Here is a 22,217-nt window from a genome sequence, read left to right as displayed (position 1 = left end):
CGTGTTGGCACTACGGGTGCTCTTTCTCCAGGTGGGGGGGACTATCCGATCCACTCTCCATCTCCCATCGTTCTGCCGAGCGCGCGATGACCTGGGCAGACTCGGCTGCGGTCATCGCGACGCTCAGCACCATCTCGACGCCCTCGCGATAGGCGTCGACATCGTCGGCGCGGTGCAGGAACACGCCGCTCCGACGACTCTCGAGGTGCACCACGGAACCGAGGTCGCTGCCCGGCTGCGGGTCGACGAGCACCCACGGACCCTCCAGGCCTGGATGCCAGGGACCGGCCAGGGGTAGCAGGCGGATCTCGACGTTCCGCCGCTGCGCGACGCTCTCCAAGTGACGCAGCTGCTCGGCCATGACCGTCGCGTCGCCGATGCGCTGGTGCAGGACCTGCTCGCCGATCAGCGCCAGCAGGCGCGCGGGCGTCCGTCGCGTCAGCACGTCGCGGCGGCCGAGCCGTACCGCGACGCGGGTCTCGATCTCCTGTTCCGGTACGCGCGCGGCGCGCATGATGGCCCGCGCGTAGTCGCCGGTCTGGAGTAGGCCGGGCATCAGCAGCGGCGCGATGTCGACGATGCTCGCGGCCTGGCGCTCGTAGTCGAGCAGCGTCGCCAGCTGCCGCTGCTGCTCGGTCATGCCGATGCTCAACCACTGAGCCCGCTCCGGCTCCCGCGCGAGGGCCAGGAGCTCCTCGCGCGCGGGGCCGTTGACGTTGAGCGCGGTCAGGATCGAGGCGACGTCCTCAGGGTGCGGTGTGCGCTGGCCGTTCTCGAAGCGCGAGAGCTGGCTGTGCTCCATCCCGAGGCGTCGAGCGAGCTCGCGAAGGCCGAGGCCTGCTGCCTCTCTGGCCTGACGAAGTGCTTCGCCGAGGGCGCGGGCTCGCGGCGTGACGTGACTGGTGCCGGCCATGCACCACAGCGTACGCGCGATATCGAGCCCCTAGCACGAGAGGGGGACTCCGCCGCGAACGTGACGAGTGATCGCCCGGTTGGGGCATTGCGCCCGGTGGTGACAGTGGTGACACTCATTGGCACCACCTGGCACCAGTTTGTCACCAGTGGGCGGAGGAAGCCGATGGGCCAGAGTAGACCACGCACCGTCCTCGTGCGTTGCACCGACATCGAGGGCCGCGCGCAGAGCGTCACGATCGACTCCGGAGGCCGAGACGACCTGGTCTGGGCCAAGCGCGGCGGCACGGGCCTGTCGGTCGGGTTCACCCCTCGCCGCGCGCTTCAGCTCGCCTCCGCCGTCGCGCTTCACGCCCAGTGGCTTCTCGGCGGCCGCGGCAGCGAGCGGCAGCCGCTGCGCTGGAGCATCGACTGCACCTCCCACGACGCGGTACCGCAGCTCATGCACATCGAGAGCAGCGACACGCACGTCCTGGTCCTCCGGGACGGGCCCGGCGGCATCACCCTCGCCTTCGACGTGCGCGGCGCGGCCCACGTCGCCGAGGCGTTCATCACCCACGCCCGATGGGTGCTGCCGCGATGGGTGGCGCGGTGAACGGCCAGCGCGGGGTGTGGCCCGCTGGTCGGCCGCAGCCGGTGTGGGACACGGAGCCGCGGGGCGGCGTGGGTGAGTCTCGCCCCATGCCGCCCCGCACCACCGCCCGGCGACGGTTCACCGGCGTCACCTACGGCACCGTCGCTCTGGCGGTCGCGTGCGTCGTGACCGCCCTGCTGACGTGGGGCAGCGGGGTCCAGATCGTGGCTGCGGGCGGTGCCGGACTTGCCGCCGGCGCCGCGGTCCTGCTGGGCCTGGCCGACATCGAGGACGCGCGCCGGCGGGGTCCAGGAGGCCGGCGATGAGCCCGGTGCGCGCGTTGCGGCGGATTCGCTGCCACCGATGGCGGGACCGGGTCCGTGCGGCGGAGCTCGCCGCGCGCCCGCCGCTGCCTCGGGTCAACGTGGTGCCGCTGAGCGGGGTGGTCATCGTGCGATCCCGCTCGACCCGCGTGATCACCGTCAACTGGACACCTCGACCATGAGCACTCACGACCCGGTCGCCGACCGCGCCCAGGAGCTCCTGGACGACCACATCCGGGCGTCGAAGGCGCTACGCGCCCTGGTGATCGCAGGGCTGGCGACCCGACAGGCCCTCGTCCACTGGGCGTCGTCGACGGAGGACGTCGTCGCCATCATGCTGCAGGTGACCGCCGCGCCCTGCGAGGACGACCCTGTGCAGCAGGTGGTCAGCGAGGAGACCGCACGTGGCGACCGCTAGCAGCATCACCGAGTGGGGCCTGGCATGAATCTCGATGCGGTGACGCAAGCTGTCGGCAGGGAAGTGCGCGACGCCAGGCAGCGCCGAGGAATGACCTTGGCGCAGCTCGCCGCGAACCTACCGTCGGGTATCCGGGTGCCGACCCTCTCGGGCTACGAGACCGGCACCAAGACGATCACCGTCAGTCGACTGGTCGAGATCTGCGACGTGATCGGGGTGTCCGCGCCCGCCGTCCTGGATGCCGCTCTGCATCGCGTCGGCCTGGGGATCGCAGCTGTGGGAGCAACGATCGACCTGCGATCGGTGATCGACACGACCACGGAGCACCTGGTTCCGCTGCGCCAGTGGGCACGCACTCAGCTGGCGAACGGCGCCGATGCCGTGGTGACCGTCGACCCGAAGATGATTCGGGACATGGCAGCTTTCTGCGGGCTGACGACGCCCTCGATGGCGGCTGAACTGGACAAACACCGACCCCTGCAGCAAGACATTACGGAGAGGGCATGAACGCGGAGGACGTCACCCGAGCAGCCGGATTGGAGCTACGGAAGGCTCGTATCGACGCGGGTCTCACGCTCGCCCAGCTGTGCGACCGTCTGCCATCACGAATTCAGGTGCCCACGCTGGCTGGTTACGAGACCGGGCACAGGTCGTTCACCGTCGGCCGGTTCGTCGAGATCTGCGCGTCGCTGGGGAGGAACCCCGCTGTCGTCATCCTTGCTGCGCTCCGGCGCGCGAAGGCGGGGGTGGGGACCGTGGTCGACCTGCAGGCGCTAGCCCGCGCCGAAGGTGCGGACCGAGCGGTGCTGCGCCAGTGGGCGCGCTTCCGGTTGGAAACGGACCAGGACGGCGTCGTCGTCATCGACACGTCGACGCTGCGCGAGATGGCGGTGCTGTGCGGGATGCCGCCAGCGGAGCTGACGCGGACGCTCGCCGACTTCTGGCCATCATGAGCGGCCATTGCCGGGACAACGCGAAGAAGCCCCTCGTGCAGCCAGAAGGCGTACACGAGGGGCTTCTTCGATTGGGTGGGGCTACGCCAGCCCGAAGCTGGCGCACACCCGGTGCTCCGTCAATAGCGCGAGGATGCGGGTTCCGTCGCCGAGGTCCAGGGGTTGGTCGGCGCGGGCGAACCGCTGGGCGGTGGCGTCCGCCAGCTGCGCCTCGCCGAGCTCGTCACGGACGCGGCAGGTGTTCTCCGCGGCGGTCAGTGCCCGGTCCCACCGGTCCCCGGACGTCAGCGCCGGGTAGTAGTTGCCGAGCGCCGCGACGAACTGGATCTGCGGGCTCGGCCGACTGGCCAGGGGCACGATGGTGGGCGCCGGTGGCGACGACGGCGATCGGCTCGGCTGGCCATCCCTACTGGCGGGCGTGAACAGGCGAGGCACGCCGAAGACGATGCCAGCAGCGACGACCAGGCCCACCAGGGAGATGGCGATCGACCGGTTCCGCAGGCGTCGAGCAGGATCTGGCTGGCTCACGATCAGGTAATCGCGGCCAGCCGCCGGTCGTTACCCGCCTACGCCGTGCGCCAGGTGCCGATGCCGGGCAGGGTGAAGCCGTCCGCACCGTCGGGGTAGAGCAGGTAGACCCGGCCGTCGGGGTAGATGGTCATGCGCGCGTTGCTGGCGTTGGCGGAGCTGCCCTTGGTGTGCGACACCCAGGTCAGGGCTGAGGGCCAGCCGTGGACGGGGAGACGTCCGACGTAGGTGCCGGACCCGGCGCCGCCCTTGCGGATGACACCGCCGCGCATGTAGCCGGTGTCGCCGTCGATCATGATCTCCAGCGGATACGTCGTGTTGAGCACGAAATCGCTGGCGGTCATGTCCAGCCTGCACCAGGGGATCATCGGCTGGCTGTTGCCAGCGACGATCGTCTCGGCGCGGTCGATGTACTCGCCCCAGAGGTAGGGCCTCTGGTAGCCGTCGATGCGGTTGCCGGTGATGGTCGCCGAGGCCCCCTTGCCGGGCAGGCCGCCGAGGAGGACGCCCTCCCTGGGCGCGACGCGCATGCCACGGGCGGTGATGCTGTTGCCGGTCACCGTGCACCGGGTCGGCACCGTGGTCCGGGTCGCGTTGCCCACCACCAGCGCCACGCCCCGCGGACACCCCTGCACGGTGTTGCCAGCGACGAGGACACCGTCTCCGCCGTGCGTGTCGATGCCCTCCCAGTCCACCTGGAAGACGGTGTTGCCGATGACGGCGCAGTCCCGCGAGCGTGCCTGCTCGGTGTTGTCGTAGTCGGTGACGGCGACACCGTAGGTGTTCACCACGCCGGGACTCAGCGGCGCATCGACGATGGTGCACCCGGCCACGGTGACCCGCTCGCCGGAGATGACCATCACCCCCGCGTAGAGGAGGCCGCGTGCGGTCACCCCGTGGACCTGAGAGTCGACGCACCACTCCAGCCGCACGGCATCGCCGCGCGACTCGCGGATCCGGCAGTCGCGCACCACGACCCCGGGCAGCGGGGAGGCCTGCGAGCCGATGATGTGGATCAGCCGCTGCGCCTGGTCGTGGCTCGGCGTGGTGTCGCGGCCGCCGTGGAGGTGCATGCCGGACAGCTCGATGTCGGGCACGCTACCGAGCCACACTGGCCCGGACTCGGCGTGGTAGCGGCCACCGTGCACGCGGGTTCCGGGGACGGTGATCTCCAGCGGCGCGGTGAGGTCGAGGGCGACAGCGGCGGTGATGTCACCCCCGTCCAGCAGGGCCGCCCTCAGGTCGGCCTCGGTGGCGACCGCGGTCACCGGCGGCCCCCGGGCACCAGCGACACGCCGGCGGCGTTGCGCGGGTCGTCCAGCGGCGTGACCTTCGGCTCGCCCTGGCGGACGACACCGAACGCGGCCAGCGCAGCGGTCACCGCGGTGGCCAGGCCCGCGACACCGGCCAGGACGCCCTGCACGGCGTCGTGCTGGTCCATGCTGATCGCGCCGATCGTGGCCGCCGACGACACGGCGCCGCCGATCACGGCGGCAATCGCGCTGACCTTCTGGGCCACGGTCCGCAGCGGACGGGGCCGGTTGGCGTACCTCGTCATGCCTGCGCCTCCTCGGGGGCCTGGTCCTCGGTGAGCAGGGTGCGCAGGGCGCGCAGAACGCTGCCGTCGAGCTGGTCGCGGATGATCGCGGCCTGCTCCTCAGGCGTCAGGTTGTCGCTCTTGGCGCGGAGGGCGGCGATGATGTTCGCCTCGTCGTCGGAGAGAGCGCCGACCTTCGCCTCGATCCGCCGGACAATCGTCAGCGTTTCGACGTTCTGACTGTTCAAATAGGCGTGCACGCGGTCGTAGATCTCCCGCTGTTCGCCATCGGTGAGCGCGGACAAGACGTCCTCCTCGGTCAGTAGAGGGATGCCGGTCAAGGCGTGGTTGAGGTCGACATCGCCGCGGATGCCGGGGAGGCGGCCGCGGGAGGTGTACTGGTGCACGTCGACACGCCCGGTGTACGGGCGCACGTCCGGGTATCGCTTGCCGTCGTTGAGGCCGTAGTCGGCGCACCAGATGACGAGCCCGGGAATGCCCAGGGTGTGCGGCTGGATCGCCGCGAGCATCGTGCTGTTGCCGTAGATGGCCACGCGCCGGAACCCGTGGTGATCGACGAGCCTGCGGAGGAATCTGCGCGCGAACTCGCGGGCGAACGCGCCGGGTCTGTGCGGGGCCTCGATGTCCAACGCAGGCGCGACCTGGGTCGCGCCGAGCCTGCGCACCTCGGCGGCCAGGACGTCGGCCTGCGCCTCCGGGGAAGGCACCAGCTGGGCGTAGTGATAGAGCCCGACGGGGATGGCGTGCCGTCGCGCGCCCAGGACGAAGCCGTCCGCGCGGGTGGGGGCGCGGCCGCCGCCGTCAGTCCCCTTGACCCACAGCCAGTCCACAGCGCGGCTGAGCGCGGACCAGTCGGTCACGTCCTGGTAGCGGTCGTAGATGTCAGCGCCGACCATGGTCACCTCCCTGTTGGCAGCAGCGGCTGCGTTGTGCTGGTGGTCGTGGTGGGGGGCGCGTCCGCGCGCACGCACGCGACGCCGGGGTAGGTGGCGCCGTCCGCGCCGGTCTCGATCGACTCGCGCTGTTCGTATCCCTCGGGGCAGGCGGGTCCAGGAGGGCCTGCCGGGCCCTGTGGTCCAGCCACGCCTGGTTCTCCAGGGGCGCCGTCCGTGCCAGGGGCGCCGTCCTTGCCAGGGGCGCCGTCCCTGCCCGGAGTGCCGTCCCGCCCGTCCTTGCCCGGCGGGCCGGTAGGACCGGGCTCGCCGGGCAGGCCCTGCGGTCCCTGCTCTCCGGCAGGCCCTTGGGCGCCGACGACTGGCTGCGCGACGGGTATCCCGCCGAGGTCGCGGACCTGGTTGGCCAACTCCCGTGCGGCTACCGCGTTCGTGTGCGCGAGCTGTTGGAGCTGGCTGATCGTTCGGTCCTGCTCGCTGTCCCGCCGGGCAGCGGTGTCCCGGGCGGCGAAGAACGCGATCGTCAGCAGCATCGCCCCGGCGACAGCCACGGCCACAGCCACCCACAGGAGGCGGTGGCCGGGTTCGTACTTCAGCCGTGCGGGGGTGGTTGCGAGTCGGTCGGCGGTGTCATCGACGTGCATTACTCGCCCCCGTCGTCATGGCGTTCGCGCAGCGCGCGGGCGATCGCATCGAGTTCTTCAGCCGTGATCTCGCCATCTGCTGCCGCGTCGGCCAGTTCCGATAGGACGGTGGGAGCGGCGTCCTCCCGTTCGCGTCGTGAGGTGCGGACGGTGGTCCACACCACGGCGAACGCGCCCGAGAGGGCTGAGACCAGGCCCCCGATCGCGGTGAGCAGCGCGGCCATGTCATTCACAGCACCCCCTGGGGCGTAGGCGCTTCACCTTTGATCAGCTGCCGGAGATGTTTTGGACGTAGAAGCTGACGGGCGAGTCGCCCGCGGCGAACGAACTGATGTTGCCGGTGCCCGCCTGCCGTACGGCGGTGAAGAGGAAGACCGCATCTCCGGTGCTCGAGGCGGTCCAGAACGCTTCCGCGTGCAGGGGGACGGACTGGCCTGCGGCCATCGTGGTGCCTACATTGCGGATCTGGAGGACGGTGCCGGTGACGCTGGTCTCGCGGATGCGGCACCGCACGTAGCCGTCGGCCACGGAGGACTGCACCTGGCCGTTCCACACGATCTTGTAGCGGCGCCCGGACACGACAGGCACCGTGATCGTGTCGAGCTGCGTCTCGGTGGTGGTGAAGGTGCCGGACGCGGAGGTGCGCACCGACTCGCTCCCGGCGAGCCCGACCTGCGACGCGCGCGCCTTCGAGCCCGCTGCCACGCCAGCCATCAGCGGCCCTCCCTCATAGTCCGTACACCGGCGACACGACCGACACCGCCGCGCCCGCCTCGAGTGCGTAGGGGGCGGCCTCGATGGTGAAGGTCTGCGGCGAGCTGGCTCCGCTGATCGCGGTCACCGTCACCTGGATCCCGCCCACGTCGACTTCCATCGGGCAATCGTCCGCGATCGTGGTCCACAACGGACCGGAGTTCGTCTGCACGCTCATCGACGTGGCCCCGGCCGCCACGCCGGACGCCAGCTCGGAGTCGTCGGCGTCGTAGCGCATCACGTGCTCGCCGGTGTCGCCGGTGTCCTCGGCGTACACCCCGACCGCGTAGGCGGTGGCGGGCGACGTCGTCCAGGTGATCGTATGCTCGAAGCGGCTCAGGAACTCCACGTAGCCCTGGATCAGGCCGTCGATGTCGCCCTGCCCGTACCGGCCAGGCTTGTTGTGGGTGATGACGAGCCGGTCACCGATCCCCGCGGCGAGCACGTCGTTCCGCAGCGCGGTGGTCTTGGCCAAGTTCACCGCGACCGCTGGATAGCGGGGCTGGTCGATGGTGCCGAGGTGCACCCGCCACGCCGCCTGGTCGGCCAGCTGACTGTCCGTCGCGACGTTGAGGGTGATGGCGTCGTCGTAGCGGCCCACCCCTTCGGGAGGCTCGGACACCGAGAGCGGTCCAGTCTCGCGCGCGTGCGTGGCCGACGCGCCGCTCTCCCGCGAGACCGTGACCTGGTTGCGGACGTAGCGGTCGTCGTCCACCGGGACCAGCGGCGGCTGTACCTGCCCCGTGGTCTGGTCGATCGTGACCGCGGCGGCCTGACTGTAGAGGCTGACTCGGGTGCGGTAGGCGATCCCGATCGACCCCGCCGGCTCGACCAGCATGCCGCCGTCGACCTGGGCGCACTCCTCGATGAGGTCGAGGATGGTTCGCGCGGTCTGGGCACCCATGGGCTCGGTGTCGGCAGGATCGCCGTGCACGACGAGCGGTAGGTCCTCTTCCTCGCACAAGCGGACGAGCCGGTCCCCTGCGCTCTCGCCCGCGTGGGCCTGGGTGGCTACGTCCCAGAGGCTGTAGTCCTCGACGGACTTCAGCGCGACGTGGCCCATGATCACGCCGCCCATGTCGTTGCCTGCGGGGTTGAGGGTGATGGTGGTGGCCCGCCCGAGGGAGGCGCCGGTGACGGTGTCGCTCATGCCGGACACGAGGCCGCTGCCGATGTTCGCGGTGGCCAGGGTGTAGTCCACGTCGGACCCGTCCTGGGTCCACAGGAGCCGGAATAGTCGGGGAGACCCGTTGATGCCGAACCCGAAGTAGCCGGAGTCGTCGATGATCGTGTCCGCTGAATCGAAGGCGATCACCCTCAGGTCGCCAGCGGTGTCCAAGAGGATCGACCAGTAGCTCACCCTCGACCCGGTGACGTTCACGGTCGCTAGGCGCCGCTCGGCGGGAACTCCGCCGGACGGGACGGACACGAGCAGGTAGAGCACCATGGTGCCCGTCGTGGTGTAGGAGGGCACCGCGCCGCGCGCGATCCCGGTCCCGAAGGACGGCAGAGCGGCCGACGCCGCGAACGTCGAGTCGTCGGAGGCCGGGGTGATGGCGCCGACCAGCGCCATCGACGGACCACCCACCGCCGACCCGAACTCGGTCGCGTCGCGCCCGTCTTCCATCGGCCAATAGGCGACCGGGGTCGACCGACTCGGCGCGAGCTGGGCCCGGTACATCACCGACCGCAGTGGTGCCCGTCCCTGGCCGAGTCTGCGCAGCAGGCCGGAGCCGGTGATGCTGGTCGTGACGTCCTCGCCGGAGGTGTCGGACTCCACCGGCCATTCGGACACCTCGCCTGCCCAGCGTGGGCTGCGGACCGCCCAGTCGTCATAGGCCATGCTGACCGGGATGTTGGTGTTGCCGCCGGCCACGCCGGATCGGACGCCGACCCAGCCGGTGGCGGCCATGTCGGGGTCGACCGCGGAGACGTGCCAGTCGGCGGGCTCGGGCTGGTCAGCCGCCCACACCTTGGCGCGCACGGTGCTGCCCTCGGCTACCGCGCGCACGCGTAGCGCCTGTGCGGCTGTGTGTGTCAGCCCTGTCACGGTGACCGGGGCGACCAGCTGGCCGGTGTCGAAGTTGTGGATGCTGATGGTCACCGCCTCAGCGGTGTCGATCACCAGCCGCACGAACGTGTAGTCGCTCACGCCTGTGGCTCGGAGTACGAGGTTCGCGGGCTCCAGGTTGCCCCCGGTGACGTTGCTGACCCCGGCGAGCGAGACGGTGACCGCGACGTCGACCGTCCCGTAGGTGACGGCGCCCTGGTAGGTGAGCCGGTACCCGGTGGTGGTCGACTGGACGTGGGTGGCGGCCCCGCTGCCGACGGCCGCGCTGCCGGTGCCGATGCCGGTGGTGAGCCACTGGATTCCGTCGGCGCTGGTTCCCCACCCGGACGCTACGGTCCGATCGAAATCGTCCTCGGTCAAGCCGAGCGCGACCCGTAGCGGGGTGTTCCGGCCGAGCTGGCCGAAGTAGGCACCCGCCGGGTTGCGCGGGGTGAAGTGCCCGCCGCGGTTGTTCAGGGTGAGCGAGCACGTCGACGGCGTGGCCGAGCCGCCCTCCGCTGACAACCCGCGCTCGATCGTGATCCCCTGCGCGTCGCGCACGTACCCGGGCGTGACCAGGTCCACCCAGTCCCCGCCCAGGTGGGCCTCCACAATCAGGTCCTGCGGATCCTGCGGGAACGCCATCAGGCCACCTGCACCCGCTGGCCGCCGACCACGAGCTTGATCGCGCCCTTGCGGACCAACCCCAGGAACGCGGATGCGAACGCTGTGTCGACGTTGCCCAGGAACTCCATGTAGTTCCGTCCGCCGCCGCCCGCCATCGCGGCACCACCGCGCGCGGCCTCCAGCAGCATCCGCTCGGAATCCGCGTGCGTGTTGACTCGCGAACCCGGGGCGAGGTCGATGATCTCGAAGCCGCGCTCATGGACTGCGGTGGGGCCGCCGGTGGGGCCGCCAGCCGCGCGGTGCGGCATACCCTCCGCTGCGGATGGCACTGGCGCGCCCACCACGCCGCCGTGCGCTAGGGCGGCGTTGCTCGCACCAGTCCGATAGTTGACGTTGACCTTCACCGACCGGGGCCGGGTCGCGTTGATCAGCTCCCGCTCCAGCCCGAACAGGGCCGAGTACGCGGCGGATGCGTCGACCGCGAACGAGGCCTTGTACGGCTTGGCCATGCCAAGCAGCTGATTGGCCAGCTTGATCGCCGCGCCCTCGCTGAGCCCCATCTGGGTCGCCAGGGCGATGATCGACGCCCGGCCGCGGTCGTGGGCCGCGTTCAGCTCGCTGGCGGAAGCCCCCTGGTCGGCCATCGCGCCGGTCAGTTCCTCTGTGGACTCGGCCAGCTCGAGCAGCGCGGTCATGTTGGCGCGGCCCTTCTCCGTGTTCGTGTCGAGCGTGGCGCCGTTCGTTTTCAGCGCGCTGGTGCCCGCGTCGATGGCCTCCTGGTAGGCGATCTCCGCTTCGACCGCGCCGCGCTGGATGCCGTAGAACTCCGAGTTCTTGTCGATGAGGTCGCCCAGTGCGGTGGCTTGGGCCTGGAACGCGCCGGTCGTCTCCTCCGCGGCAGCGGCTTGTTCCTCCGTGGCTGCGGCCTGCTCGTACTGGGCGGTGCGCAGGTCCTCGCTGTTCACCTCGAGCCCGGTGAGGGTGCCTGCCCAGTCCGCGCTGATATCGGTGGCTCCGGCCATGGCGTCGCCGACCTTGACCGCGGCGCTCTCGATTTTCCGCAGCGCCTCCTGCAGACGGGCGCCGTCGGCATTGGCCATCTCCTCGGCCGCGCGCCGGGTGGCGTCGGCGTAGTCGCCCATCTCCAGCGCGGCCGACGACAGGTCCATCTCGAACAAGGCGTCGCCGAGGTCCTCGGCCTGGGTGCCAAAGAGGGCGACCGCCAGGCGGGCGCGTTCGGCAGGGTCCTTCACCTGCCGCAACTTGATCAGGACGTCGTTCAGCGCGCTCGCGGCGGTCGGCCCGCCGGCAGCGATCCGCGCGACGGTCGCCTGCACGTCGAGCCCCAGGTCCTCGAACGCCTTCGCGGTCAGGGCCGAGCCGTCGACCGCGCGGATGCTGAACTCCTTCAGCGAGTCGGCGGCGATGTCCGAGTCTCGCGCGCCGGCTTCCATCGCCTGCGAGATCAGGCCCAGCGCCTGCGGCCCCTCCAGGCCCAGCTTGCGGAACTGCGTGCTGTACTCGTTGAGGGTGTCCACGAGGTCTTCGGACTTGTTCAGGCCCAGCTGCTGCGCCTGCGAGATGAGAGCGAACCCCTGCCGGGCGTCTCGCACCATGCCGGTGCGCAGCATCTGCGACACGGCGCGGCCGATGTCCTGCACCCGCTCGCCGGTGATCCGCGCGGTGGCGATCGCCTCCTCGCCGATCGCCCGCAGGTCCTCGATGGCCATCTTCTCGTTGACGATGCCCGCCTGGAACAGGGCCGCCGAGGCGTCGGCCGCCTCCTCCAGCGACTCGCTGAACCCCGACGCCCACAGCTGTCCGGCGAGCGCACCGGCGGCGGCCGCCTGCTGTGGCCGCACCTGGTTGCGCAGCAGCACGTCGATGCGCTCGTGCTCGATCGCGGTCACCACCGACGCCATGAGCGCCCCGCCGATCGCGGCTCCGGCCGGACCGGCGAGGCCTTCCGCGCGGGACCACGCGGCGTCGAACCGGCTCGCGGACTTCTCGGCCTGGTCGCCGACCTCGTCGACGGCGTCCTTGGCCTGCTGGGCGCCGCGCTCCACGCCCTCGGCGAGTTCCTGCCCGGCGTCCTTGCCTGCCTGCCCTACCCGTTTGGTCGCGGCGGCGGCCTTCTTCATGGTCTGCGAGACGGCCGTCTCGGCGTCCTTGGCGCCCTTGGTGAGCGAGGTGCCGATCGCCTTGCCCGCGGCCTCGCCCTCGCGGCGTACCTGCTGGACGGTGCGCACCGCGCTGGCGCCCTCGCCGGTGACCCGGATCGAGATTTCGTTCGTCATGCGCGCGCCTCCCTAGGCGGTGGCCGGGACCGGGTCGGTGGTCTCCGGCTCCACGGACTGGGGGATGGCGAGCTCGAACAGGTCGTCCTCGTCGACGTCGTCGTCGACGTCGTCGGCCTGGTCGCGGAGCTGGTCCGGGGCGGTCGCGTTGAGGACGGCGGTCGGGGCGGCCGACCAGGCGCGCACCATCTCCACCAGCATCGGGCGGTCCAGCCGCAGTAGGGCCGCCGTCGACGGCGGGACCGGCACACCGCCGCGGACCAGGTTCCACTCGGTCAGTGCGTCGCCGAGGTCCAGGAGCACCGGCCTCAGTGCGAGCAGCCAGCGCGGCACCGAGGCGCGTGTGCGCTCGGCGTGATCGAGCAGGATCGCGGCGACCGCGCCCTCGTAGCTGGGGGCGTAGGCCTTGAACCAGAAGCCCGCGAGGGCGGAGCCGTCGAAGTCGAACCGGAGGACCGGCAGGTGTCCCCGCCGGTCATAGCCCGTCATCAGGCGGCCAGGCCCCAGGTCGGCACGGTGCCGTCGGCCAGCACGCCCGGCGCGGAGAAGGTGAGTTCGCCGGACGTTGCGCGGGTGAACGCGTAGTCAGTGAACAGCAGCTCCGCCTCGAGCTCCTGGCCGCTGATCTGGAGGGTGTTGGTGCGCGCCACGGACGTCGACGGCACCGTCTTGAACACGTCGTGGCTCTGGTTCGAGGCGTCGTTGATGACGCCCGCGTAGTCGACGGTGAGGTCTGCGTGGAGCAGCAGCCGCTCCATCGCGCTCTTGTCGACACCGGTGACGTCCTGCACCCCACGCGGTGTCGCCCAGGAGCAGTTCGTGATGTCGTTGCTGATCGTGCGCGGCGTGCCTGCGGCGTCGTCCACGATGACGACGAGGCCGAGGCCGTTCTCCTTGGCCATCTTCTACCTCCTGCTGATTCGGATGGCGTGGTCGTCGAGCGCCTCGCCGAGGTCGTCCCGCCACTGCTCCGGCTTGAGCAACCGCGGTTCGCCGCCGCCGTTGCGCACCACGAACAGGCCTAGCCGGTCCTCGATCCGCACGCGGTGACGGCTGGAGCGCAGGCACCGCTGGCCCGGCGGGAACCGGAACCGCGTCCGCCCGTCGGCCAGGACCTCCTCGGCGAACGCGCGCTGCCGTCGGTTCGCCCGGAGGTACTGGGCCTGCCCCATCCCGGGGTCGCGGGTCTCGTCGAGATCGACGACGAACCCCTCGCGCCAGGCCGGACAGTCGACCTCCTCGCAGCTGGCCTGCCGGAAATGGGTGTCGGGCGGGGCGAGGTAGCTGTGCTGGCGCACCAGGTGCGCGGGAAGGCGGACCGGCTGCGCCATCAGAAGGTCACCGCCACGGTGTTCTTGGCGACTGCGACGGCGAAGACCAGCTCGGTGAAGCCCGCACTGGTGGTGGTGACCACGCGCAGATACCGCTCCACGGTGAGGCCGCGCGCTGTCTGAATCCGCTCCGAGGTGGCCCCGGTGACCTGCGTGAAGGAGCCGCCGGTCACGTCGGCCCACGCGTCGGTCGCACCGTCGTCGCTGGACTCCTGGATCTTCACCGTCGCGTCAGTGCCCGTGAAGGCGAACACGTGCAGGAACGCCTGCAGACCGTGGGCGGAGCTCGCCGCGTGGTCGACGCTGCTGCCGTTCGTGGCGGCGGTGTCGGTGCGCTGGCCCGCGGTGAGCAGCCGCCCCATGTCCAGGCCATAGCCGTTGGACTGGCAGGACACGCCGAGCGTGAGGGTGCCGTCCTGGGCGCGGGTGGGGTCGTAGTTGACCTGCTTGGCGACCATGCTCGCCGCCTGCGCCCCGAGCGTGGTGCCGAAGGCGTAGGTGGCGATGACGTCGGTGCGCGGCAGCGTGGACAGGACCGGATGCGCCCGGCCGGCGGTGGCGTTGAACCAGGCCTGCCACTCGAGTCGGCCGTCCTTGACGCCGCCGATGCGCTCGTGCGCGGACTTGTCGATGCCGGTGACGGGCATCGGCGCGGGGCCTCCTCCGCCGCTGGCCGACCCGGTGTCGCCGGAGAGGTCGTAGGCCCCGACGTACAGGTTGTCGCCGAGGCCGGCGCGCTTGCCCACAGGTCGTCACCGTCCTTTCAGGTCAGGGCGATTGGGGGAAGACGTCGTTGATGATCACCGGGATGGTCAGGGTCATGACCCGGTACAGCTCGCCGGACGCCGGAAACCGCGAGTACCCGGCCTGGGCGCCGAGGGCGGGACCGTGCGCGCCGAGCACGTCGACGTTGCGGACGGTTCCGCCCAGGTCGAAGTCGGCGGTGAGCGCGGTCATCAGCTGGCCGATGGCGCGCGTCATGGTCGGGTCGACCTCGTCCGGTGGTTCGACCTCGACCCGGCTGTAGGTGCGCAGCGCCAGCTCCAGGCGCACAGAGGTCGCTGCGAGGCCGGACGCTCGCGGTACCGGGGTGATGTCCTGGACCCACACCGCGGCGTGCAGCCCGGGTCCGGGCGGGGCTCCTGGCTCGAACCCGTTGACGCGCTCGAACGCGCCCAGGGACTCGGCGTGGGAGACGACCGCGTTCAGCACGTCGTCGATCGGCAGTCCCGCCACGTCAGGCGTCCGCAGACGGGGTGGCGGCGTCGTGCTCGCGCAGGCGCGCGGCGAGCTCCGGCCGCGTTCCCTTGGTCGACAGGCCGCGCTCCTTCGCCTCGGCGCGCAGCTGCTGCAGGTCCCACCGGTCGTAGTCCGGCTCGGACACGACCGAGCCCTGCTCGCCCTCGACGGCCTCGGGCAGCGGCTTGAACGGGCGCCCGGGCGGCAGCTCGCCGACCTCGCCGCCGCCCTGGTCGACCCCGTCGACTTGGACGGTGACGTCCATCGGCAGCGCCGCGTCCAGCAGGTGCTCGTCGCCCTGGTCGACGTGGTCGTTCGCGCCGCACTGCGGGCAGGCCTTCACCCCCACCGCGTAGGACGCCCTGCATTGCCTGCAAACCCACAGCATCTGTCCGTCACTCCAATCTCGCCGCGAACCGCGGCCACTGCCGTTCCCCGATGTCGACCGCGCGCGCCTCGCTCTGCTGCGCGGCTTGCCGCCGCTGCCCGTAGCCGGGCCAGCCGGTGCTGGCGTTGCGGTCGCCGACGCCCTCCAGCCACGGCCCGTACACCACCCCGCCGTCGGTCACCGCGGGGTCGCCGGTGGTCAGGTCGACGGTGATGTGGTCGACGTAGTAGCCGGTGCCGCTGCGGACCCGGCCGCGCAGGCCTGCGCGCCAGCGCTGCGCCGCGTCGTCGGCGACGGCGAGCTCCACGGCCGCGGTGTAGTCCTCGACCACCTGGACGCCGCGGCTGTCGAACATCGGCCCCGTGACGTTGGCGGTGGCGGTGAACACCGCGGCTACACGACCTTGCGGGCGTACGCGGCGTAGGCGCGGTTCCGCAGGTCCGCGAGCCCGTCGCCGGCCTGCTCCCGCTGCGTCTCGCCCTGGCCCACGACGCGCCCGTACCCGGACTGCTCCTGCAGCAGCAGCACCATCGCCTCGGCGACGGCGAGCTGCTCGATGAGGCCCGGGAAGCGGGCGCGGTACACCGTGTCGCCGGAGGTGTGCGCGGCCGCCGTGGTGCCCAGCACGCCCCGGTCGACGGTGCAGGAGCGCAGCGCCCACACCGTCGCGCCGAGGGTGTGGGCGGCCAGGGCGGATCCGTCCCAGGACCGCCGCACGACGAGGTTGTTCCCGGCGATGTCGGTGACGAGCATCCGCTCGGCGTCGACCAGGAGCACGTCGCCCTCGACGAACTCGCCGCCGTCGACCACGGCGACGGTGCGCTCGCTGGAGGTGGCGGTCAGGGCGGTCTGCAGCGTCTGCCCCGTCGAGGCCATGGACCTCCGCCGCACGATCATGCGCTCGGATCCCACCCGCAGCAGCGAGCCGACTCCGACGTCCGGCGCGGCGGACAGCGCCACCGTCCGGGCCGAGGCGGTGATGTCGCCGGTGATCGTGACGCTGTCGTCGTCCTCGTCGTCGCGGAACCCGAAGAGGCCCACGACGGCGATGTCACCTTCGGACCACGAGGTGGTCGTGCCCGTCAGGTCGAGCTCGATGCGCGAGTACGGCGGACCCTCGTTCACCGGCTCCAGGGTGTAGTCGTCGGTGGACACGGCGACGTCGTCGATGGACACCGAGGTCACGGAGATGACCTCGGAGTCCTCTAGCCACAGCCGATTCCCGGTCACGGTGTTGTCAGCCGGCCAGGTGAAGCGGCGCGTGTCGACGGTCGGGTAGAAGACGCGCCGCATCTGCTCGTCGACGCTGCGGCAGGCCGCGCTGATGGCCCGGTCGACCTGGCCGTTGGACCTCGCCGTCGACGCGGACTCCAGGGCGGCCTTGACGGTCTCGCGCGTGCAGTACCACGGTGCGGCCGCCATCTCCGGCTACTCCCAGCAGACCGAGAGCGTCGGCGACGTGCCGGTGAGGGTCGCGTGGATCCCGCCGCCGAAGAAGGCGCTCGGGACCGGGACGACGGTCGTCGCGCCGGCGGTCGCCTTCACGCTCAGCTCGACCGTGCCACCCGACCCACCGGCGCGCAGGACCGCCGACGCCGCGTCCGCCCCGGCGGTGAGCACCACCAGGGCCAGATAGGCGTCCCTGGTGGTGACGTTGCCGGTGGCGGTGAGCTCCTTGATGTCGGACGTCACGTCCGCGCTCCGTCGGCGGCCGCGGCCTTGTCCGCCTTCTGGAGCCGGGCGACCAGGTCGTCCTTGCTGCCCGACGCGGGCAGCTCCCGCTGCTTCGCCAGCGCCTGGAGCTCGCGGTAGTCCATGGCCTCGTAGTCCGGGGCGGGCGGTTCGCGGTCGCCCTGGTCGACGATCGGTTCGCCCTGCCGCTCGGGGATCGGCGGGCCGGACGGCGCGGGCTGCTGGTCGGCGGTCTCGTCGACGTCCTCGGCGAAGACGCCGGGGGAGTCGCGCTCGATCCATGCGGCGTCGGCGTCGTCGAGGTCGACGACGTCGCCCTGGTCCCACGGCCCGAACAGCCTGCCGTCTCGATACGCCTTGTAGGGGTGCTGAATGGTGTAGCGCATCACTGCTCTCCGATCCGGCGCGCCACCAGGCACGCCTGCGTCTCGTCCCACCCCGTGACCTCGTAGGTGACCTGACCGGCCAGGGAGATCCGGCGCCCGGCCACCTGGAACACCACCGGGTCTGCGGCGGCCAGCAGCTCCAGGCTGATCAGCGTCCACGGCGGCGCGCTGACGATCTCCACACGGCCGTCGTCGTGGCGGTGTACCTCGACCGGTCCCTGCTCCACGGGCATGGCTAGATCCCGTCCAGGTGCAGCAGCACCCATACGACCACGACGAGGTCGGCCGTCGTGGCGTCCCAGCTGGCGTCCGTGGTGATCTCCGCGCCGATCACGTCGCCGGCGGAGAAGGTGGCGGTGCCGCGCAGCGTGGTTTCCGAGGCGGACTGCTCGGTGGTGATCGACAGGGCCGGGCTGGTCTCCTCGGTGCCGCCGACGGTCGCGCCGACGGTGAGGCTGCCCGCGGTCGCGGCCGCGGACAGGCGCGCGGTGACCGCGACGACCTCGCCCTCGAACGGCATGACGTAGCCGTCGACGCTGTTCGCCGCGGCCGAGGCGACCTCGGCGACCAGGAGCTGCGCGTCGGTCTGCGACGCGGCGACGGCGTCCTGCATGAACACGAGCGGGACCAGCTGGCCCTTGGCGATGATCCGCTCGATCTGGCTGGCGCGTGACACAGGCGCTCCAATCCGCAGGCCCGGACCGTTCGGGTCCGGGCCTGCTGGGTTCGGCGGTCAGAGGGCGATGTTGTAGGCCACCGCGGCGGACTCGATCCCGGACGCGGCGCCGGTCGGCGTGAACCGGCCCAGCCCCAAGCGCATGCTGTAGACGATGCGGGTCTGGTCGCTGGCGGGAATCCGCTCGGTCTCGATCATCACCCGGCGCCGCCATCCCGCCTTGTAGCCCCGGCGGTTGAACGTCGCGACCTGGCCGTAGATGTTGTTCGCGGCGGTGGTCGAGACCTTGCCGTCGGCCTCCGTCTTGGACATGGCGATGCTGGAGACGAGCGGGTTGCCCATCACGCGCAGCAGCTCGCCGTTGAGGATGGTCGCGCCCTGGCCGTACTTGTCGACGGTCAGGACCTCGTCGAGCATCGACGCCTGATCCGCGGTCTCCGGGTCGGCGACGTGCACCAGGTCGGACGGGTCGATCGGGTGCCCCCAGTCGACCAGGCGGGTGCTGTCGATCATCAGGCCGCGCTGCCCGCTGAGCATCCCCAGCGTCAGTGCGCCGCCCGCGTTCACCGCGTTGGCCGTGTTGTCGACCAGGGCGGCGTGCCGGATGCCGTCGAACGCGAGGTAGTGCTTGGTGTCGGCCGGGTCGGCGTCGTCGAGGTTGATGTTCCCGGTCGCGGCGTTCGTGGTGTCGCCGTTGAGGACGAGGCTGTCGCAGTAGTGCGCGACCGAGTATCCGGCCTGGCGCCGGAGGAACGGGATGTAGGCGATGATGGCGTCCTCTTCCATCTCGCCGCTCCACATCTGGTGGATGACGAACTTGCGCGCGTCGACCTGCACACGCTGCGAGCCGGTCTTCACCGTGGAGTAGGCCGCGGAGTTGTTCGCCGTCGACTCGCTCACGAACAGCATCTCGGGAATGTCCACCTCGACCGGCAGGTACGCCGTCGGGTCGGTCATCTCGAACGAGTCGATCAGCGGGAACACCCTGCCCAGGCGGCGGGGCGCGTCCCACAGCTCGCCGACGTACTGAGCGCCGACGAGCTGCGAGCCGAACCCGGACTCCGCGGTGTCCATCGCGAGCACGGCGCGCTGGTACGCCGCGGTCAACTCGTACTTTCCCTGGCGGGCCAGGCGCCGGTCGTCGCCGTGGAACTCGGACAGCGGGATGCGCGGGAACAGGCCGTCGAGCGCCTTGCGGTCCATTTCGCGGACCCGGTCGGCCGACAGGTAGTAGGCGTCGCTGATCGCCTCGAAGGTCTGGGCGAGCGACGTCGACGGGCCCTCGTAGACCCCCTGGGCGTTGGTCTTCTTCTGGCCGGCCAGGCTGGTCTGCAGGTCGTGAAGGAACTCGACGTCGCTGATGCTCAGGCCCCAGCGGGCGTACTTCGTGCCCACCAGCTCCTTGTCCGGGCCGCCGCCGAACTTGAACTTGCGGGCCTCCTCCTCCGGCATCCCCTGCAGGACCTGCTTCACCAGGAGCTCCAGCTTGGTGTCGCTGGTCTTCTCGGAGACGTCCTCGGCGATCGCGTCGAGCCGCTGACGGATGTCCGCCGCCAACGTCTCCAGCGTGAGAGTGTCACTCATCGCGGTTGATCCTTTCCCTACTGGAGGTCGAAGGCGGCGAGCACCGCGGCCGCCGCACCCTGATCCACTGTGGACGTGACCGGTGTCATGTCCTTGTCCTTGTCGGGCAGCGGGATGCCCAGGCGCGCGAGCTCCGCGCGGACGGCCTCGCCGACCTGCTCGCGGGTGAGCACACCGGTCGGGGACTCCTGGTCGTCGAAGAGGTCGACCAGCTCGCGGCCCAACCCCGACAGCGCCGAGCGGGACTGCTTGCGCAGAGCGCCGGGATCGCCCGGGACGCTGACGGCGGAGACCTCGGCGAGGTCGTACCACAGCTCGTCGCGGATCTCCTCCGGTCGCAGCCGCCACCAGTCGAGCACCGCCGTGCCGTCCTCGCGGACGAAGTCCCAGCCGACGCTGACCGCGTTGAGGAAGCCACGGCGGTACTTGCTCTCGACCATGCGCGCGAGCTCGTCGTCCCGGTCGAACCGGACGCCGTCGAGCACGATCGTGCTGGTCTTCGACAACGCGCGCCCGGTGCCGATCGGCGGCGTGAACGGGTTGTGCATCCACAGCACCACGGGGTTGGCGTTGTAGTTGTCCAGCCGCCACCCCTCGTTGCGCAGCGCGAACCCCTTGCGGTTCATGTTCGTGGTGCTGGCGACGAAGGTCAGCGGCTCCTCGCCGTCCGCTGGCGGCGCGGCCAGCGTCGCCCGCCCGTAAGCCAGCTTGTGCTCGCCCATCACGCTCCTCCGTATCCGTTGGTCACCAGCTGCCGGTCGCCGTCGAGGTCCGTCCCCAGCGCGTCCAGCAGGCTCATCCAGCCGCGGCGAGTCAGGGCCTCGTCGTCGCCCTGGCCCTCGTCGGGCGGCGCGCCGTCCCTGCCCGGCGCACCGCCCGACTCATCCGCCGGTTCCACCACTCCCGGCAGGCCGTTCGCGTCGTTCACCGGCGCCTTGTTCACCGGCGCCCAGAACGCATCGCCCCACGGCACCGGCGGCATGCCCCTCGCGAGCCGCCATTCGTTGATCGTGAGCGCGCCGACCTCGATCGCCTGGCGCTCGCGGTCCCAGGCCGCGGTCCGCGACTCCTGCAGCGCGGCGACGCGCGAGAAGTCGGGCTCGACCTGGTCGGGTCCACGGCCGGGGAAGCGGGGCAGGAGCTGCTCGCGGATCTCCTGCGCCTTCATCTCCAGATCCGGCACCAGGGCGTGCTCCCAGATCGCCTTCTGGAACTCCCTCAAGTTCGCGAGAGTGGCGTGCTCCAGGTCGTTCAGCAGAGGACTCGGGATGCCGTACGCGTTGGCCACCTGGCGCAGGGTCAGGCCGAGCCCCAGCACGAACTCGGCGTCCTTCGGCGACATCGTCACCGGCATGAACTTCGCCTCGTACCGCAACACGCCCCACTTGTGCGCGTTCCGGGTGCCGGAGAACCGGCGGGCGATGTCGTCCTCCAGCTGCTCCGCCTGGTCCTTGGTGAAACGGACCCGATCCCCGACGGGCGAGACGAGACCGGCGATCTGGACGCCCTGGTCGTGCAGGTTGCGGTTCGCCTTCATCATGCTCTTGCCGGTGTCGGCCGCCAGGCGCGCGGCGGCCAGCGGCGAGAGCGGACTGAACTCGTCGATCAGGTTCGGGTACCGGTGCCAGACCACCTCGTGCGGCTCCAGCCAGATGCGCTGGCCACGGACGCTCGACTCGTACCACCAGCCGCTGAGGTAGTCGTGCTCGTCGGGCACCGGCGTCATGCGGCTCGGCTTCAGCCACCAGATCTCGGCGGGCTGCCCGCCCTGGTAATGCAGGCCCCACATCGTCTCGCCGAAGATGCACATCGCGAGCTCGTCCATGCGCGCCAGGCGCGCCGGAGTCCAGTGCGGATTGACGTACTCCAGCAGGGCGGCCGCCGGAGAGTTGGGCATCTCCCGCTTGCGCTCGCGGCGGCCGCGATACAGCCGCATCTCGATCGAGGACGCGAGCCGCGCCCGCAGGTTCGCCGCGGCGAAGATCTCGTTCGAGGTGGCGAGGTAGTCGCCGTACTCGTCGGGCGCGAACTGGCTGGTGTCGTGGCCGTAGGCGGTGTCGAACGGCTCGACAGCGACCGTGCCGACAGGCCAGGCCAGCTCGCCGCGGCGCTGCTCCTGGCGGCGGCGCTGCGTGGCCAGGACCTGGTCGACGAGGCCGGGCACGTCAGTCGCCGCCCTTGTCCTTGGGCGCCGCCGCCCGCCAGCCGACATCGGCGGCCGCCCACACGAACGAGGCGATCACGCCGAGCACGACCACGGTCTTGCGCACGGTCCAGCCGATGAGCCAGGGCAGCGCGAACGCGAGCGCCAGGGCGACGCGGGTCCAGTCGACTTCTCGTCGACGCGTGCGCACCTGCGCCAGCGTCGCCTCCAAGGTGGCCATCGCCGTC

Annotated in this window: 31 protein-coding genes; 5 read left to right on the top strand and 26 right to left on the bottom strand. The window is 71.1% G+C overall.

Annotation, left to right across the window (positions count from 1 at the left end; all coding sequences use genetic code 11):
- Positions 1-10: 10 nt before the first annotated feature.
- Positions 11-913 carry a helix-turn-helix domain-containing protein gene (locus tag Actkin_RS28200; protein WP_258904888.1) on the bottom strand — a complete coding sequence of 301 codons (903 nt, stop codon included), beginning with the start codon at positions 911-913 and terminating at the stop codon, positions 11-13.
- A gap of 195 nt (positions 914-1,108) precedes the next feature.
- Here Actkin_RS28200 and Actkin_RS28195 point away from each other — a divergent pair, with 195 nt between their 5' ends.
- From Actkin_RS28195 to Actkin_RS28175, 5 genes are all read left to right on the top strand, one after another.
- A complete protein-coding gene (locus tag Actkin_RS28195) occupies positions 1,109-1,507 on the top strand; it encodes a hypothetical protein (RefSeq protein ID WP_258904887.1) in 399 nt (132 codons plus the stop codon).
- A gap of 86 nt (positions 1,508-1,593) precedes the next feature.
- Entirely contained in the window at positions 1,594-1,812 is a 219-nt protein-coding gene (locus Actkin_RS28190) for a hypothetical protein (protein WP_258904886.1), read from the top strand.
- 175 nt (positions 1,813-1,987) lie between these two features.
- Entirely contained in the window at positions 1,988-2,227 is a 240-nt protein-coding gene (locus tag Actkin_RS28185) for a hypothetical protein (protein ID WP_258904885.1), read from the top strand.
- Positions 2,228-2,251: 24 nt separating this feature from the next.
- On the top strand, positions 2,252-2,734 hold the full coding sequence (locus Actkin_RS28180; protein WP_258904884.1) for a helix-turn-helix domain-containing protein: 483 nt from the start codon (positions 2,252-2,254) through the stop codon (positions 2,732-2,734).
- Positions 2,731-3,180, top strand: a complete 450-nt coding sequence (locus Actkin_RS28175) for a helix-turn-helix domain-containing protein (protein WP_258904883.1) — start codon at positions 2,731-2,733, stop codon at positions 3,178-3,180. Before Actkin_RS28180 ends, Actkin_RS28175 begins: the two co-directional genes overlap by 4 nt.
- A gap of 81 nt (positions 3,181-3,261) precedes the next feature.
- Here the strand turns inward: Actkin_RS28175 and Actkin_RS28170 are convergent, their stop codons facing one another.
- The 25 genes from Actkin_RS28170 to Actkin_RS28050 all read right to left on the bottom strand — a co-directional run bounded on the left by Actkin_RS28170 (position 3,262) and on the right by Actkin_RS28050 (position 22,210).
- Complete coding sequence (locus Actkin_RS28170) at positions 3,262-3,708, bottom strand: hypothetical protein (protein WP_258904882.1); 447 nt, start codon at positions 3,706-3,708, stop codon at positions 3,262-3,264.
- 38 nt (positions 3,709-3,746) lie between these two features.
- Positions 3,747-4,976: a right-handed parallel beta-helix repeat-containing protein gene (locus Actkin_RS28165; protein ID WP_258904881.1), complete on the bottom strand. Its 1,230-nt coding sequence runs from the start codon at positions 4,974-4,976 to the stop codon at positions 3,747-3,749.
- Entirely contained in the window at positions 4,973-5,266 is a 294-nt protein-coding gene (locus tag Actkin_RS28160; RefSeq protein ID WP_258904880.1) for a hypothetical protein, read from the bottom strand. The genes Actkin_RS28165 and Actkin_RS28160 overlap by 4 nt, the downstream gene beginning before the upstream one ends.
- Positions 5,263-6,162: a glycoside hydrolase family 25 protein gene (locus tag Actkin_RS28155; RefSeq protein ID WP_258904878.1), complete on the bottom strand. Its 900-nt coding sequence runs from the start codon at positions 6,160-6,162 to the stop codon at positions 5,263-5,265. The genes Actkin_RS28160 and Actkin_RS28155 overlap by 4 nt, the downstream gene beginning before the upstream one ends.
- A gap of 2 nt (positions 6,163-6,164) precedes the next feature.
- On the bottom strand, positions 6,165-6,722 hold the full coding sequence (locus Actkin_RS28150; RefSeq protein ID WP_258904877.1) for a collagen-like protein: 558 nt from the start codon (positions 6,720-6,722) through the stop codon (positions 6,165-6,167).
- Between the two features lie 80 nt (positions 6,723-6,802).
- On the bottom strand, positions 6,803-7,027 hold the full coding sequence (locus Actkin_RS28145) for a hypothetical protein (protein ID WP_258904876.1): 225 nt from the start codon (positions 7,025-7,027) through the stop codon (positions 6,803-6,805).
- 43 nt (positions 7,028-7,070) lie between these two features.
- Positions 7,071-7,517 carry a hypothetical protein gene (locus Actkin_RS28140; RefSeq protein WP_258904875.1) on the bottom strand — a complete coding sequence of 149 codons (447 nt, stop codon included), beginning with the start codon at positions 7,515-7,517 and terminating at the stop codon, positions 7,071-7,073.
- A 13-nt stretch (positions 7,518-7,530) separates the two neighbouring features.
- Positions 7,531-10,251, bottom strand: coding sequence for a hypothetical protein (locus Actkin_RS28135; protein WP_258904874.1), 2,721 nt, complete (start codon positions 10,249-10,251; stop codon positions 7,531-7,533).
- Positions 10,251-12,530 carry a phage tail tape measure protein gene (locus Actkin_RS28130; RefSeq protein ID WP_258904873.1) on the bottom strand — a complete coding sequence of 760 codons (2,280 nt, stop codon included), beginning with the start codon at positions 12,528-12,530 and terminating at the stop codon, positions 10,251-10,253. The genes Actkin_RS28135 and Actkin_RS28130 overlap by 1 nt, the downstream gene beginning before the upstream one ends.
- 12 nt (positions 12,531-12,542) lie before the next feature.
- Entirely contained in the window at positions 12,543-13,019 is a 477-nt protein-coding gene (locus Actkin_RS28125; protein WP_258904872.1) for a hypothetical protein, read from the bottom strand.
- Positions 13,019-13,432: a hypothetical protein gene (locus Actkin_RS28120; RefSeq protein ID WP_258904871.1), complete on the bottom strand. Its 414-nt coding sequence runs from the start codon at positions 13,430-13,432 to the stop codon at positions 13,019-13,021. The genes Actkin_RS28125 and Actkin_RS28120 overlap by 1 nt, the downstream gene beginning before the upstream one ends.
- Positions 13,433-13,435: 3 nt before the next feature.
- The gene (locus Actkin_RS28115; protein ID WP_258904870.1) at positions 13,436-13,861 is read right to left on the bottom strand and encodes a hypothetical protein; all 426 of its coding nucleotides are present in this window, start codon (positions 13,859-13,861) and stop codon (positions 13,436-13,438) included.
- Positions 13,861-14,607, bottom strand: coding sequence for a hypothetical protein (locus Actkin_RS28110; RefSeq protein ID WP_258904869.1), 747 nt, complete (start codon positions 14,605-14,607; stop codon positions 13,861-13,863). Before Actkin_RS28110 ends, Actkin_RS28115 begins: the two co-directional genes overlap by 1 nt.
- Before the next feature lie 22 nt (positions 14,608-14,629).
- Positions 14,630-15,097, bottom strand: a complete 468-nt coding sequence (locus Actkin_RS28105) for a hypothetical protein (protein WP_258904867.1) — start codon at positions 15,095-15,097, stop codon at positions 14,630-14,632.
- 1 nt (position 15,098) lies between these two features.
- Complete coding sequence (locus tag Actkin_RS28100) at positions 15,099-15,449, bottom strand: SAP domain-containing protein (RefSeq protein WP_258904866.1); 351 nt, start codon at positions 15,447-15,449, stop codon at positions 15,099-15,101.
- Between the two features lie 46 nt (positions 15,450-15,495).
- Positions 15,496-15,876: a hypothetical protein gene (locus Actkin_RS28095; protein WP_258904865.1), complete on the bottom strand. Its 381-nt coding sequence runs from the start codon at positions 15,874-15,876 to the stop codon at positions 15,496-15,498.
- A 5-nt stretch (positions 15,877-15,881) separates the two neighbouring features.
- On the bottom strand, positions 15,882-16,910 hold the full coding sequence (locus Actkin_RS28090; protein ID WP_258904864.1) for a hypothetical protein: 1,029 nt from the start codon (positions 16,908-16,910) through the stop codon (positions 15,882-15,884).
- Positions 16,911-16,916: 6 nt separating this feature from the next.
- Entirely contained in the window at positions 16,917-17,180 is a 264-nt protein-coding gene (locus Actkin_RS28085) for a hypothetical protein (protein ID WP_258904863.1), read from the bottom strand.
- On the bottom strand, positions 17,177-17,566 hold the full coding sequence (locus Actkin_RS28080) for an SAP domain-containing protein (protein WP_258904862.1): 390 nt from the start codon (positions 17,564-17,566) through the stop codon (positions 17,177-17,179). Before Actkin_RS28080 ends, Actkin_RS28085 begins: the two co-directional genes overlap by 4 nt.
- Positions 17,566-17,799: a hypothetical protein gene (locus Actkin_RS28075; protein WP_258904861.1), complete on the bottom strand. Its 234-nt coding sequence runs from the start codon at positions 17,797-17,799 to the stop codon at positions 17,566-17,568. The genes Actkin_RS28080 and Actkin_RS28075 overlap by 1 nt, the downstream gene beginning before the upstream one ends.
- Before the next feature lie 2 nt (positions 17,800-17,801).
- Positions 17,802-18,242, bottom strand: coding sequence for a hypothetical protein (locus Actkin_RS28070; RefSeq protein WP_258904860.1), 441 nt, complete (start codon positions 18,240-18,242; stop codon positions 17,802-17,804).
- A 57-nt stretch (positions 18,243-18,299) separates the two neighbouring features.
- Positions 18,300-19,826, bottom strand: coding sequence for a hypothetical protein (locus Actkin_RS28065; protein ID WP_258904859.1), 1,527 nt, complete (start codon positions 19,824-19,826; stop codon positions 18,300-18,302).
- Between the two features lie 17 nt (positions 19,827-19,843).
- Entirely contained in the window at positions 19,844-20,548 is a 705-nt protein-coding gene (locus Actkin_RS28060) for an HK97 family phage prohead protease (protein WP_258904858.1), read from the bottom strand.
- Positions 20,548-21,990: a phage portal protein gene (locus Actkin_RS28055; RefSeq protein ID WP_258904857.1), complete on the bottom strand. Its 1,443-nt coding sequence runs from the start codon at positions 21,988-21,990 to the stop codon at positions 20,548-20,550. The genes Actkin_RS28060 and Actkin_RS28055 overlap by 1 nt, the downstream gene beginning before the upstream one ends.
- Before the next feature lies 1 nt (position 21,991).
- Positions 21,992-22,210, bottom strand: a complete 219-nt coding sequence (locus Actkin_RS28050) for a hypothetical protein (protein WP_258904856.1) — start codon at positions 22,208-22,210, stop codon at positions 21,992-21,994.
- Positions 22,211-22,217: the final 7 nt, after the last annotated feature.

The organism is Actinokineospora sp. UTMC 2448 (assembly GCF_024760565.1).
Classification (GTDB): domain Bacteria; phylum Actinomycetota; class Actinomycetes; order Mycobacteriales; family Pseudonocardiaceae; genus Actinokineospora; species Actinokineospora fastidiosa.
The sequence above is the reverse complement of the archived record's forward strand: the minus strand, read 5'-3'. Positions and strand labels throughout refer to the sequence as shown.